The 12690-nt window shown below is 38.8% G+C and carries 15 protein-coding genes; 4 read left to right on the forward strand and 11 right to left on the reverse strand.

All coding sequences use genetic code 11. The features are described 5' to 3' along the window. Nucleotides 1–20: 20 nt before the first annotated feature. The 9 genes from rimO to BLP81_RS06755 all read right to left on the reverse strand — a co-directional run bounded on the left by rimO (nucleotide 21) and on the right by BLP81_RS06755 (nucleotide 6160). Nucleotides 21–1343, reverse strand: coding sequence for a 30S ribosomal protein S12 methylthiotransferase RimO (rimO, locus tag BLP81_RS06715; RefSeq protein WP_093367460.1), 1323 nt, complete (start codon nucleotides 1341–1343; stop codon nucleotides 21–23). A gap of 103 nt (nucleotides 1344–1446) precedes the next feature. After that, nucleotides 1447–1749, reverse strand: coding sequence for a hypothetical protein (locus BLP81_RS06720; protein ID WP_093367463.1), 303 nt, complete (start codon nucleotides 1747–1749; stop codon nucleotides 1447–1449). Between the two features lie 3 nt (nucleotides 1750–1752). Further along, nucleotides 1753–2712 carry a signal recognition particle-docking protein FtsY gene (ftsY, locus tag BLP81_RS06725; protein ID WP_093367466.1) on the reverse strand — a complete coding sequence of 320 codons (960 nt, stop codon included), beginning with the start codon at nucleotides 2710–2712 and terminating at the stop codon, nucleotides 1753–1755. A 115-nt stretch (nucleotides 2713–2827) separates the two neighbouring features. After that, nucleotides 2828–2980, reverse strand: coding sequence for a DUF4295 domain-containing protein (locus BLP81_RS06730; RefSeq protein WP_093367469.1), 153 nt, complete (start codon nucleotides 2978–2980; stop codon nucleotides 2828–2830). 3 nt (nucleotides 2981–2983) lie between these two features. Next, nucleotides 2984–3166, reverse strand: a complete 183-nt coding sequence (gene rpmG / locus BLP81_RS06735; protein WP_003440979.1) for a 50S ribosomal protein L33 — start codon at nucleotides 3164–3166, stop codon at nucleotides 2984–2986. A 22-nt stretch (nucleotides 3167–3188) separates the two neighbouring features. Then, nucleotides 3189–3428, reverse strand: a complete 240-nt coding sequence (gene rpmB, locus BLP81_RS06740) for a 50S ribosomal protein L28 (protein ID WP_093367471.1) — start codon at nucleotides 3426–3428, stop codon at nucleotides 3189–3191. An 84-nt stretch (nucleotides 3429–3512) separates the two neighbouring features. After that, nucleotides 3513–4760 (reverse strand): competence/damage-inducible protein A, encoded by a 1248-nt coding sequence (locus BLP81_RS06745; RefSeq protein WP_093367474.1) that lies wholly within the window; start codon nucleotides 4758–4760, stop codon nucleotides 3513–3515. A 3-nt stretch (nucleotides 4761–4763) separates the two neighbouring features. Next, nucleotides 4764–5378, reverse strand: a complete 615-nt coding sequence (locus BLP81_RS06750) for a fumarylacetoacetate hydrolase family protein (protein WP_093367477.1) — start codon at nucleotides 5376–5378, stop codon at nucleotides 4764–4766. Between the two features lie 11 nt (nucleotides 5379–5389). Next, a complete protein-coding gene (locus BLP81_RS06755) occupies nucleotides 5390–6160 on the reverse strand; it encodes a 3'-5' exonuclease (protein WP_093367480.1) in 771 nt (256 codons plus the stop codon). A gap of 149 nt (nucleotides 6161–6309) precedes the next feature. On the opposite strand from BLP81_RS06755, the gene BLP81_RS06760 reads away from it, so the two are divergent. Then, nucleotides 6310–6738, forward strand: coding sequence for a BLUF domain-containing protein (locus BLP81_RS06760; protein ID WP_093367483.1), 429 nt, complete (start codon nucleotides 6310–6312; stop codon nucleotides 6736–6738). 147 nt (nucleotides 6739–6885) lie between these two features. Here the strand turns inward: BLP81_RS06760 and BLP81_RS06765 are convergent, their stop codons facing one another. Together BLP81_RS06765 and BLP81_RS06770 are read right to left on the reverse strand one after the other, a co-directional pair. Then, nucleotides 6886–7842, reverse strand: a complete 957-nt coding sequence (locus BLP81_RS06765; protein WP_093367486.1) for a transketolase family protein — start codon at nucleotides 7840–7842, stop codon at nucleotides 6886–6888. 132 nt (nucleotides 7843–7974) lie between these two features. Next, nucleotides 7975–8820 carry a transketolase gene (locus BLP81_RS06770; protein ID WP_093367489.1) on the reverse strand — a complete coding sequence of 282 codons (846 nt, stop codon included), beginning with the start codon at nucleotides 8818–8820 and terminating at the stop codon, nucleotides 7975–7977. Between the two features lie 144 nt (nucleotides 8821–8964). Between BLP81_RS06770 and tgt the strand changes: the two genes are divergently transcribed. The 3 genes from tgt (at nucleotide 8965) to BLP81_RS06790 (ending at nucleotide 12539) form a co-directional block, all read left to right on the forward strand. After that, complete coding sequence (tgt, locus tag BLP81_RS06775; RefSeq protein WP_093367636.1) at nucleotides 8965–10095, forward strand: tRNA guanosine(34) transglycosylase Tgt; 1131 nt, start codon at nucleotides 8965–8967, stop codon at nucleotides 10093–10095. A gap of 10 nt (nucleotides 10096–10105) precedes the next feature. Continuing rightward, nucleotides 10106–11182, forward strand: coding sequence for an LptF/LptG family permease (locus tag BLP81_RS06780; RefSeq protein ID WP_093367492.1), 1077 nt, complete (start codon nucleotides 10106–10108; stop codon nucleotides 11180–11182). 403 nt (nucleotides 11183–11585) lie between these two features. Continuing rightward, a complete protein-coding gene (locus BLP81_RS06790) occupies nucleotides 11586–12539 on the forward strand; it encodes an acetyl-CoA carboxylase carboxyltransferase subunit alpha (protein WP_093367498.1) in 954 nt (317 codons plus the stop codon). Nucleotides 12540–12690: the final 151 nt, after the last annotated feature.

Genomic DNA, 12690 nt, shown 5'->3' on the forward strand with positions numbered 1-12690 from the left:
AATAGCGTAGCATCAGTAAGTTAATTCAGGATAGCTTCTACAGAAACCGGCTCTCCATACAAATCGAAGTCTCCAGCATCGGTAATTTTAATTTCAGCAAATTCACCTGTCTTCAAGTAGTGTGCTTTAGCATCTATCAACACTTCGTTATCCACATCCGGAGAGTCATATTCTGTTCTTCCCACAAAGTAACCCCCTTCTTTTCTGTCGATGACACATCTGAAGCTTTTTCCTATTTTCTGCTGATTCAATTCCCAGGAAATCTGAGACTGAATCTCCATGATTTCGTTTGCACGCTGAATTTTCACATCCTCAGGCACATTATCTTCCAGGTTATAAGCATGGGTATTTTCTTCATGAGAATAAGTAAAACAACCCAATCGCTCAAAACGCATTTCACTTACCCAGTCTTTCAGTTCCTGAAAATCCGCTTCGGTTTCCCCGGGATAACCAACAATCAAGGTGGTTCTTATGGCCATATTAGGCACCTCTTTTCTGAATTTATAGAGCAAGTCATTGGTTTTCTTATGTGTAGTTCCCCTTCGCATCGATTTCAGTAAATGATCTGAAATATGCTGAAGCGGAATATCAATATAGTTACAAACTTTTGGCTCTTCTCTTATCACGTCGAGAACATCGGTTGGAAAACCTGTGGGGAATGCATAATGCAAACGAATCCATTCGATGCCTTCCACTTTAACGAGTTCTTTCAGTAATTCTGCTAAATTTCTTTTTTTGTATAAATCTAAACCATAGTAGGTCAAATCCTGAGCGATCAAAATAAGTTCCTTGACGCCTTGTTTAGCAAGATTTTTAGCTTCAGTGACCAAGTCTTCAATCGGGGTGGATTTGTGTCCGCCACGCATCAGTGGAATCGCACAAAAAGAGCATGGCCTGTCACAACCTTCTGCAATCTTCAGAAAGGCATAGTTTTTTGGGGTCGTTGTTAAACGCTCTCCGATAAGCTCATGTTTATAATCTGCTCCCAAAGCTTTGAGCAAAGCTGGGAGTTCAGTCGTTCCAAAGTACTGATCTACATTCGGAATTTCTTTTTGTAAATCTGGTTTATAACGCTCAGACAAGCAACCCGTCACAAATACCTTCTCGACGTCACCATTTTCTTTCTTCTGAACGTAGTCTAAAATCGTATTAACAGACTCTTCCTTGGCATTATCAATAAATCCACAGGTATTGATCACCACGATATCCCCTTCGGTTTCGTGAGCAACATCTTTACCGCTGGCTTTGAGCTGACCCATTAAAACCTCAGAATCGTAAATATTTTTACTGCAGCCTAAAGTGACAACATTGATTTTATTTTTCTTAATTGACTTTGTTCTCATGTATTTTAAAAAAATTGAACTGCAAAGATACGATCTCTGAAATTGACTGAAGAGCATGTTAACTTAAAGCTTATGTAAAAGACGCAAAGCAACTCATTTGCCTTTATGAAACAAGATTGTGGATCCAAATCGTCAGGTCTTGCTCGTAATACCGCATGACAGAAACCAGCACAATACTACCAATAGCATAAATCCAGTTGGTGGTATTGGTTTTTAAGAAATAATATCCAAGCAGACCTAAAAGGACCAAAGGCAAAGCCACCAATAAGTTGGTAACCACCCAGCCTCCCTGTATAATCGCTGAAATTTTCAACACCAAAAAGAAAGCCGAGTAAATCACGATTATTTTGGTGATGATCAGTTTGTTTTTTTCAGCTGTAAACGGCTTCGGTTTTTGTGCGGTCATGAATTATTTATTTGAAAAAAATGAATCAACAAATTCGTATTTATTAAAGATCTGAAGATCATCCACGCCTTCACCTACTCCGATATACTTCACAGGGATTTTGAATTGATCGCTTATTCCAATAACGACTCCTCCTTTGGCTGTACCATCAAGTTTGGTAATCGCCAAAGCTGTAACTTCGGTTGCAGCAGTAAATTGCTTGGCTTGCTCAAAGGCATTCTGCCCCGTAGAACCATCCAAAACCAAAAGCACTTCGTCAGGAACATTTGGGATCACTTTCTGCATCACACGCTTAATTTTGGTAAGCTCATTCATCAAATTTACTTTATTGTGAAGTCGGCCTGCAGTATCTAGAATAACCACATCAGCCTCCTGCTTAACAGCACTTTGAACCGTATCAAACGCAACTGAGGCGGGATCGCTTCCCATCTTTTGCTTAACGATAGAAACGCCTACCCGATCTGCCCAGATCTGAAGCTGATCGACGGCAGCTGCTCGAAACGTATCTCCAGCCCCTAAAACTACTTTTTTTCCTTTCGATTTGTATTGTTTAGCGAGTTTACCTATCGTGGTTGTTTTCCCAACACCATTCACACCAACCACCATAATCACATACGGCTTTTTGCCTTCGGGCAACTCCAAACTTTCTAACTCACCAGTTTCGGATTCACTCAGCAAGCCTGCTATTTCTTCCCTTAAGATGAGATTGAGTTCGTCGGTGCCCAGGTATTTGTCTTTAGCAACCCGGGCCTCAATTCTGTCTATGATCTTGATCGTAGTTGTGACACCTACATCGCTAGAAACAAGAATTTCTTCAAGATCATCCAGAACGCTTTCGTCAACTTTGGATTTTCCGGCAACGGCCTTGCTCAGCTTTCCAAAAAAGTCAGTTTTAGACTTCTCCAGACCTTCGTCCAGTTTCTCTTTTTTCTCCTTAGAAAATATTTTTTTAAAAAAACTCATCGTTACTATGTATCAAGGTTATAATCAAGCGCACTACAGAGTGAACAAAGATAGACAAAAACAAAAAAGCCATCGCATAGTTAGCGACGGCTTCATGTATAATAAAGTCTTAAATTTATTTGCTCTTTAAAAAATCATTGACATCCTCTGGAGCCATAATTTTTTCTTCAAAGACATATGCACCAGATTTTGGTGATTTTACCATTTTGATAGCTTTGGTAAGTCTTTTTGTTCCTGTCTGTATTGTACCAACCGATTTCTTTGCCATAACTTATTTAATTTCTTTGTGAACAGTCATTTTCTTCATGATAGGATTGAACTTTTTAAGCTCTAGTCTATCCGGAGTATTTCTTTTGTTCTTAGTTGTAATATATCTTGAAGTTCCAGGAAGTCCAGATTCTTTATGCTCTGTACACTCCATTATTACCTGAACTCTATTGCCTTTCTTTGCCATAATCTTAATGCTTTATAAAATCTTATTTAGTCAAGAATCCTTTAGCACGAGCTTCTTTCAAAACGGCATGGATTCCTTTTTTATTGATGGTTTTTAAGATGGAAGTCGATACTTTAAGGGTGATCCATTTATCTTCTTCAGGGATATAAAATCTCTTCTTAACCAAGTTGACGCTAAATTTACGTCTAGTTCTATTTAATGCGTGGGAAACGTTATTTCCAGACAATGCTCTTTTTCCAGTAAGCTCACAAACTCTTGACATTATATATACTTTTAGGTGTTATTAAAAACAGGATGCAAATTAACGACTTTTTTCTGAATTAGAAAAAATAAATTTCGCTGATTTTTATTTTTTTAAAATAGACTCATAAATCAGTTCCAACGCCTTATTGACCGCCTTTTGAGTCACGCGTTCCCGATGCTTACCAAACTGGAATTCGTGTACCTGGGTCTCCTGCGGGGTGGCAACAGCAATAAATACAGTCCCAATTTCAGCATCGCTATCGCCCTTGGTTGGACCGGCATTTCCAGTTGTAGCAATGGCGAAATCAGATTCGAACATCGTTTGCGCTTTTTCAGCCATAGCCTTCGTGATTTCTGAACTTACAACAGAATATTTTTCAACCAGTTCTTCTGAAATTTGCAAAACATCATTTTTTGCTGAGGTAGCATAACTTACCACAGAACCTGTAAAATACTTTGAGGCTCCGGGAATTTCAGTAAACTTAGCTGCCAGTCTTCCTCCTGTACAGCTTTCGGCAGTGACTAAAGTTTTGCCTTTCGTCGTAAAAGCTTCAGCGATTCGTTCCTCAAGCGTCTGTTCATCTTCATAACCTTTAATGATATCCCCAATAATCCTGTTGAGACTTTCGACAGCTTCATCAAGACCAGATTTCAACTCTGCTTCATCTTCTCCTCTTGCGCTCAACCTCAGCCTCACTCTACCCAAACTTGGCAGATAAGCAAGTTTAATGAAAGGCGGCAATTGATTTTCCCAGTCTTCTATTCGATCTGCAATAGCGCTTTCGCCTAAACCATAGGTCAGCACCGTTTTATGGATAATGTATGGCGTTCTAAACCTGTCCTGAAGCCTGGGCAGAGCCTGTTCCGTAAAAATAGCCTTCATTTCATAAGGCACACCCGGCATAGAAATATAAACAACGTCATCATTTTCAAACCACATTCCCGGGGCAGTACCATATTCATTATGCAGAGGTATAGCCTGAGAGGGCATCCAGGCCTGAGACTTATTCGTCTCCAGAATAGGCGTGGAAACATACTTAGCAAAAATATCTTCAACGTGGGCCAGAACTTTTTCATCCAGCACCAGTTCGTCATTGAAATACTCGCAAAAGGTATGCTTGGTAATATCATCTTTGGTTGGACCCAGTCCTCCCGTAATAATAACAATATTAGATCGGGCGGAAGCTTCTTTTAGAGCATTGAGTATGTGAGTTTTTTCGTCTTGAATAGAAGAAATCTGATACACATCAATGCCGATCTTGTTAAGCTGTTTAGCTATGAAGGCTGAATTGGTATCGATGATTTGACCGATGAGTATTTCATCGCCTATGGTGATTATTTCTGCTTGCATAATTTATTTTACCTGTATTGTAAAACAAGAAGACTCTTCTATAAAGCCCTCCAAAACATCTCCTTCTTTCACTCGACCAACTCCTGAAGGCGTTCCTGTAAAAATGATATCGCCTATTTTTAAAGTAAAGTACTGGGATACATACGCGATGAGCTCATCGATCTTCCAAAGCATTTCTGAAGTAGATCCTGCCTGAACGATTTCCTTGTTTTTTTCTAATCTGAATTGAATGTTGTTGACCTCCTGAAACTCAGTTTTTGAGATCCAGTGTTCTCCAATTACCGCCGCACCGTCAAAGCACTTTGCCTTTTCCCAGGGCAGACCTTTATCCTTCAATTGATTTTGTATATCTCTGGCTGTAAAATCAATCCCTAATCCTATTTCGTCATAATACTTAGGAGCAAATTTAGACTGAATGTGTTTCCCTACTTTTTTGATTTTGACCAAAACCTCAACCTCATGGTGCACCTCATCAGAAAAGGAAGGAATAATAAAGGGGTTATTTTTCAGTAAAACGGAAGAATCCGGCTTAAGAAAAACAACGGGATGTTCAGGTTTTTCATTTTTTAATTCAGAAATATGGCTAGCATAATTTCTTCCGATGCAAATCAACTTCATAGGTAAATGATTTATTTAGTCGCTAATTTTCTCAATTTGATGGCTGTCAAAACTTTCTTGGTATACAGAGGAAAATCAGAATTTTGAATCCAGCCGAAGTAACCGGGTTCTTTTTCGAGTATATCCTCTACTTTTTTACCTCTAAACTTGCCAAATCCAAAAACTTCTTCATCTTTTTTATTAAGAATAATAAAACCAGCGAGATCAGCAAATTTCTTGTGTGCGCTATAGGCAGAAAGCCATTTGGTATCATTTTCCAAATCTGGATAGCGATCCAGTTGAGATTTTAACACCTCGTATGTCGCATTGGTATCTGCCTCAGCACTATGCGCATCGGTCAGGTCTTTATCGCAATAAAATTTATAAGCAGCTTCCAGAGTTCTTTTTTCCTTTTTATGAAAAATAGTCTGCACATCTACGGCATTCACTTTTTTTAGATCGAAATCGATGCCAACACGCAGCATCTCTTCTGCCAGGAGAGGAATATCAAAGCGGTTGCTGTTATACCCTGCCAAATCACAGCCTTTAATCATGGCATTGATTTTTGGAGCCAGTTCCTCAAATTTTGGTTCATTGGCCACATCTTCATCACTAATGCCGTGTATAGCTGTAGTTTCCTTTGGAATAGGAATTCCGGGGTTAACCTTCCACGTATAGCTCTCTTTATTGTTGTTTTCAAAAACCTTCAAAATCGAAATCTCTACAATTCTGTCTTTTGAAATATTAGTCCCTGTGGTTTCAAGATCAAAAAAACAGATAGGACGCGTCAATTTTAATTCCATTGCAAATATTTTTTTACAAAGTTAGTGTTTGAAACTAAAGAATTCTCGAATTAACTTAAATTTGAAGTTAAGACGTGAAGCCCTAGACGCAAAACCCCATCACATTTCAAAAAAAATACTAAATTACGTGCTAATCAATCAAGACCGGAATGTCATTAAAATTTGTATCCTATATGAGTTCTCAATCTCGTATTATGTCCCAAGAAAGTATTGAGGAATTTTTATTTCAAGTTAGAGAGAAAAACAAACACTTAGCGATTACAGGGATTCTACTGCTTATTCAAGGAAAATTTGTGCAATATATAGAAGGTCCTGCAGAAGAAATCGATAAAGTTTACCAGTCCATAAGCAAAGATAAAAGGCATACGGATATGATCCTGCTTGATTCCGGAGATCTTAACGAACGTCAGTTTAAAAACTGGTCTATGGCTTATAAAGAAGTTAATAATAAGCAGATCAAAGCCATTGTCGGAAAAGAAGACCTCAGTCTGGAAGACGCATTCCTGAAAGGCAAAGACGTTAAAAACCATCCTGTTCTTAGCGTCCTTTACGATTTTGTCAAAATGCTTTCGAGCTAAAATTTCTATTTAATGCTATCTGACATTTTAAATGCTTAAGCATCGAGCCTGCCTTCCTAAGCGGAACGCAGGCTCGACCCTAAACAAAACAATTTGAATATCATCAAAGCAAACAAAAGCGTCATTGGCTGACACTTTCATTTGGATTTATTCCTTTCTCAGAATAACGGCTTCCGCTTTTTCTGCAATCGCTTTAGCATTCAATCCATATTTATCGAGCAGCATAAGCGGCTCACCGCTTTCTCCAAAGGTATCTTCGGTCGCGACAAACTCTTGTGGCGCTGGATGATTGAGGGCTAAAGTTCTAGCTACACTTTCTCCTAAACCACCCAGAAAATTATGTTCTTCTGCCGTAACCACACATTTTGTTTTTCTGACTGATTTCAATATAGCGGTTTCATCCAGGGGTTTGATGGTGTGAATATTAATCACTTCAGCTGAAATTCCTTTTTCATCTAATTCTTTGGCGGCTTCCAGAGCTTCCCAAACCAAATGACCAGTAGCTATAATGGTGACATCGTTGCCTTCAGTGAGTGTTACCGCTTTTCCAATTTCGAATTTTTGGTCTTCAGGAGTGAAGTTAGCTACTTTAGGTCTGCCAAATCTTAAATAGACAGGGCCTTCATGTTCTGCAATAGCAAGTGTAGCCGCTTTGGTCTGATTGTAATCGCAGGTATTGATAACTGTCATTCCAGGCAGCATTTTCATCATTCCTATATCTTCCAGGATTTGATGCGTTGCGCCATCTTCACCTAAAGTTAAGCCCGCATGAGAGGCACAAATTTTTACATTTTTTCCGGAATAGGCTACCGATTGCCTAATCTGATCGTAAACTCTTCCCGTAGAAAAATTGGCGAATGTTCCTGTAAACGGAATTTTTCCGCCAATGGTCATCCCTGCTGCAATACCAATCATATTCGCTTCCGCAATTCCAATTTGAAAAAAACGCTCAGGATGATTCTTTTTGAATTCATCCATTTTTAGCGAACCTGTAAGGTCTGCACAAAGTGCCACTACATTCGGATTGGTTTGACCAAGCTCTGTCAAGCCTGCTCCAAATCCAGATCTCGTATCTATATTTCCAGTATTTTTATATGTTTTCATAAGCCTCCCCTAGCCCCCCTCCAAGGGAGAGGGAAATTCCGGGGTTATTTTTTAATTAATAATTCGTTTTATCATATTTTTAAAATTACTCCACTTCCAAGTCCCGATAGCTATCCGGGGAAATTGAGAATCTTAATAATCGCCAAGGGTTTCCGGGTTCTGAGCCAGAGCGGTTTCCAGTTGTTCGTCATTAGGAGCTTTTCCATGCCAGGCATGAGTTCCCATCATAAAATCAACACCATTCCCCATTTCAGTGTCCATCAGTATGACGATAGGCTGATTATTACCTGTCAGTCCTTTTGCTTCTTCCAGGGTTTTCCTGATTGCTTCAACATCATTTCCTTCCTTAAGCTCCAGAACTTTCCAGTCGAAAGCTTCAAACTTTTTCTTTAAGTCACCGAGCGGTAACACATCATCTGTAGCGCCATCAATTTGCTTTTTATTGTAATCGATTGTCGCTATAAGATTATCCACCCCTTTAGAGCCAGCATAAAGTATGGCTTCCCAGTTTTGTCCTTCCTGCAGTTCACCATCGCCGTGAAGACTATAAACCAAATGAGAGTCCTTGTTCATTTTTTTGGTATGTGCAGCACCTATAGCTACAGACATTCCCTGCCCCAGAGAACCCGAAGCTATTCTGATTCCCGGAAGCCCTTCATGCGTGGTGGGATGACCCTGAAGTCTGGAATCGATCTTTCTAAACGTACTGAGTTCCTCTACTGGAAAAAATCCAGATCTAGCTAAAACGCTGTAGAATACAGGCGAAATGTGACCATTGGACAGAAAGAATAAATCTTCGTTTTTACCATCCATATCGAAGTCTGTAGAGTATTCCATAACCTCCTGATAAAGAACCGTAAAAAATTCTGCACAGCCCAAAGACCCTCCAGGATGGCCGGAGTTTACCTGATGCACCTGACGAAGAATATCTCTTCTTACTTGTGTGACAAAATCTTGCAAATGTTGTGTTGTTGACATGAGATAAATTAAAAATTTAAAATTCCTCAAAAGTAAGGATTTATTATAAGATACTCAGCTGGAGAAGAATCAATCCTAATATCTTTGAGTCTGGGAAATTGTTTTGATAGAGTTGAGTATCTTTGCAGGCTATTTAGGATGCATATGAAATTTGAATTACTGAGCAAAGACCCGAATTCCAAAGCACGGGCAGGGAAAATCACAACAGACCATGGCGTTATAGAAACGCCTATTTTTATGCCTGTAGGGACCATTGCTACTGTAAAAGGCGTTCACCAAAGGGAATTGAAAGAAGAAATAAACCCGGATGTTATTCTTGGAAACACCTACCACCTTTACTTACGCCCCGGAACCGATATCCTAAAAAAAGCCGGAGGACTCCACAAATTCATGAACTGGGACAGGAATATCCTTACTGATAGCGGAGGCTACCAGGTATATTCCCTTTCAGCTAATAGAAAAATAAATGAACAGGGCGTCAAATTTAAATCCCATATAGACGGCTCCACTCATCTGTTCACTCCAGAAAGCGCTGTAGATGTGCAACGAGAAATTGGAGCTGACATCATCATGGCTTTCGATGAATGCACACCCTACCCCTGCGATTACAACTATGCCAAGCGATCTATGCACATGACACATCGCTGGCTGGATCGCTGCATGACTCATATGAAGAAAACCTCCCCTCTATATGGTCATGATCAGACTCTGTTTCCTATTGTACAAGGAAGTACTTATAAAGATTTGAGAAAACAATCTGCGGAGTACATTGCCAATGTGGGTGCAGAAGGAAATGCAATTGGAGGGTTATCTGTTGGAGAACCCAATGATGAAATGTATGCCATGACCGAAGTCGTAACTGAAATTTTACCTGAAGACAAACCCAGATACCTCATGGGAGTTGGCACACCTTCCAATCTTTTGGAAAATATTGCCTTAGGCGTGGACATGTTCGATTGTGTTATGCCTACGAGAAATGCAAGAAACGGGATGTTATTTACTGCTGAAGGCACCATCAACATCAAAAATAAAAAATGGGAAGACGATTTTTCTGTTCTCGATCCTGCGGGTTATACCTGGGTGGATACAGAATACTCCAAAGCTTATCTCAAACATTTATTTTCCGTAAAAGAATTATTAGGCAAACAAATTGCAACTATTCATAATTTAGGATTTTATCTTTGGCTGGTGAGGGAAGCAAGACGACAAATTCAGGCAGGAACCTTTAGAGCTTGGAAAGATATCATGGTAAAAAAATTATCGGTAAGATTATAAACTTTGGCTTTTGAAAATAATTGACTGGTACATACTGAAAAGATACTTAGCCACATTTGTTGCGCTGTTACTGATGTTTATCCCGATAGGCATCATCGTAAATCTTTCAGAAAAAATCGATGATATAAAAGAAAACGAGGTCCCTTTAGACGAAGTTTTGATTTTTTACGGAAACTTTACCATTTATTTCGCCAATTTACTTTTCCCTATATTTTTATTCCTTTCAATTATTTGGTTTACTTCTAAACTCGCTAACAATACTGAAATTATAGCCATCTTGAGTTCGGGGATCTCCTTCTGGAGATTTTTAAGGCCTTACCTGATAGGAGCAACTTTGGTTTGTGGTATAGCTTTAATTTTTACTATGTATCTCGTTCCCAATGCCAGTCAGGGTTTTAACGAATTCAAGTATAAATATTTCAAAAAAGGAAGACAGGCTCAGGAAACTACAAATGTTTACAGGCAGGTCAATGATAACGAATTCATTTTTGCAACTAACTTTCAGCCTAAAACGAGAACGGCAAGAAATTTCACTTTGGAACATTTTGAAGACAATGAAATGAAATTTAAAATTTCGGCTTCCAGATTGAAATTTAACCCTGCAGACTCTACTTACACGCTTAATAATTTTGAAAAAAGAATCATTCAAGATCGAGAAGACCTCATCTATAGAAAAACTTCTCTGGATACGGTTTTACCTTTTGAATTTGATGAACTTACCCCCGTAGAATACATTGCAGAAACCCTAGATTACGGAGAGTTAAAAGATTTTATTGCTACCGAAAAACGGAGAGGCTCCTCCAACATAAGCAATTACCAAATCGTTGCTTACAAACGCTGGAGTGTGCCAATTTCTGCCTTTATACTTACCATTATTGCTGTATCGGTTTCAGCGATGAAAAGACGTGGCGGCATGGGTGTAAATCTGGCGATAGGAATCGTTATTGCCTTTGGCTATATCTTTTTGGATAAGGTGTTTGGAACCATTGCAGAAAAATCTACGTTTTCACCGCTGATCGCGGTATGGTTTTCTAATATCTTGTTTGGAATTCTCGCTATTTATTTGCTCATCAAGGCTAAACGCTAGTGAGTCGTGAGTCGTGAGTCGTGAGTCGTGAGTCGTGAGTCGTGAGTCGTGAGTCGTGAGTCGTGAGTAAATTAGAAAAATTGAAATTCTTGATTCCAATATTCTTTGTTTTCTTTATTCTGCATTCGGTATGATTTGTAACAATAGCCAGGACAAGATTAAAGATTTTAACGCCTCATCTCCTTATTCTCAATTCCGACTCCCTGTAACCTAATTCTTAGTACAGATCGCACTTTCAATATCTTACTTTTAATATCCTACTTCCTAATCTCCTCTTCTAATATCAAAATCCGGTTTTTTTCGCTCAATTCTTTACTTTTGACAAACAATAATGAATATCAAAATAAACAGATATATCTTTTATATATTTGCCAACTGACTTTTAAAGAAATACATTGTATTCATGGAATATTTAGATTTTGAATTACCGATAAAAGCCCTGCAAGAGCAATACGAAAAAGCTTGCGAAATAGGAGAAGATAGCGAAGTGGATGTGACCGATACATGCCAACAAATCAAACAAAAACTCGATAATAAAAAAAAGGAAATTTATTCCAACCTCAATGCTTGGCAGAGAGTACAATTATCCAGGCATCCCAATAGACCTTATACTTTAGATTACATCAACGCCATTTGTGGCAGTACGTTTATGGAACTGCATGGAGATCGAAATTTTGGTGATGACAAAGCTATGATAGGCGGACTTGGAAAGATCAACCAACAAAGCTTTATGTTCATAGGTCAGCAGAAAGGTTATAATACAAAAACGCGTCAGTACAGAAATTTTGGTATGGCCAATCCTGAAGGCTATCGCAAAGCTCTGCGCTTGATGAAAAAAGCAGAAAAGTTTAATCTTCCTATTGTAACTTTAGTAGATACTCCAGGGGCTTTCCCGGGTCTTGAAGCTGAAGAAAGAGGACAAGGAGAGGCTATTGCCAGAAATATCATGGAAATGAGTCAGCTAAAAGTTCCTATCATTGTTATCATAATTGGTGAAGGAGCCAGTGGTGGTGCCTTAGGAATTGCCGTTGGGGACACAGTCATGATGTTAGAGAACACCTGGTATTCTGTGATTTCTCCAGAATCTTGTTCCTCGATATTGTGGAGAAGCTGGGAATACAAACAAACTGCAGCGGAAGCCTTAAAACTGACAGCTACCGACATGAAGAAATTGAAAATAATCGATAAGATTATTAAAGAACCGATAGGTGGGGCACATAGCAATAGAGAGAAAGCTTTCGAAATAGTTACGGAGTCTATTCTCTCAGAACTTGAGGAATTAAAAAAGTTATCCCCAGAAGATTTGGTGGAAAAAAGAATGCAAAAATATATCGATATTGGAGTTTATTCAGAATAGACCCTGTAAACCTTAATTTAACTCAAAAATCCAGAGTCGACTCTTCTGGATTTTTTTAGTTATGCACATTTTATTTCAGTTATCAACATTGCTTTGTGGAAAACCAAGAGTGTTAAGCTGTATCATTTCTCTCAAATTTCATAAGCTTTTA

Source organism: Psychroflexus sediminis (genome assembly GCF_900099815.1).
Taxonomy (GTDB): Bacteria; Bacteroidota; Bacteroidia; order Flavobacteriales; family Flavobacteriaceae; genus Psychroflexus; species Psychroflexus sediminis.

Excerpts from the sequence above, each read along its gene's own strand:
- rimO (WP_093367460.1), bottom strand. The coding sequence starts at position 1,343 with ATGAGAACAAAGTCAATTAAGAAAAATAAAATCAATGTTGTCACTTTA.
- BLP81_RS06720 (WP_093367463.1), bottom strand. The coding sequence starts at position 1,749 with ATGACCGCACAAAAACCGAAGCCGTTTACAGCTGAAAAAAACAAACTG.
- ftsY (WP_093367466.1), bottom strand. The coding sequence starts at position 2,712 with ATGAGTTTTTTTAAAAAAATATTTTCTAAGGAGAAAAAAGAGAAACTG.
- BLP81_RS06730 (WP_093367469.1), bottom strand. The coding sequence starts at position 2,980 with ATGGCAAAGAAATCGGTTGGTACAATACAGACAGGAACAAAAAGACTT.
- rpmG (WP_003440979.1), bottom strand. The coding sequence starts at position 3,166 with ATGGCAAAGAAAGGCAATAGAGTTCAGGTAATAATGGAGTGTACAGAG.
- rpmB (WP_093367471.1), bottom strand. The coding sequence starts at position 3,428 with ATGTCAAGAGTTTGTGAGCTTACTGGAAAAAGAGCATTGTCTGGAAAT.
- BLP81_RS06745 (WP_093367474.1), bottom strand. The coding sequence starts at position 4,760 with ATGCAAGCAGAAATAATCACCATAGGCGATGAAATACTCATCGGTCAA.
- BLP81_RS06750 (WP_093367477.1), bottom strand. The coding sequence starts at position 5,378 with ATGAAGTTGATTTGCATCGGAAGAAATTATGCTAGCCATATTTCTGAA.
- BLP81_RS06755 (WP_093367480.1), bottom strand. The coding sequence starts at position 6,160 with ATGGAATTAAAATTGACGCGTCCTATCTGTTTTTTTGATCTTGAAACC.
- BLP81_RS06760 (WP_093367483.1), top strand. The coding sequence starts at position 6,310 with ATGTCATTAAAATTTGTATCCTATATGAGTTCTCAATCTCGTATTATG.
- BLP81_RS06765 (WP_093367486.1), bottom strand. The coding sequence starts at position 7,842 with ATGAAAACATATAAAAATACTGGAAATATAGATACGAGATCTGGATTT.
- BLP81_RS06770 (WP_093367489.1), bottom strand. The coding sequence starts at position 8,820 with ATGTCAACAACACAACATTTGCAAGATTTTGTCACACAAGTAAGAAGA.
- tgt (WP_093367636.1), top strand. The coding sequence starts at position 8,965 with ATGAAATTTGAATTACTGAGCAAAGACCCGAATTCCAAAGCACGGGCA.
- BLP81_RS06790 (WP_093367498.1), top strand. The coding sequence starts at position 11,586 with ATGGAATATTTAGATTTTGAATTACCGATAAAAGCCCTGCAAGAGCAA.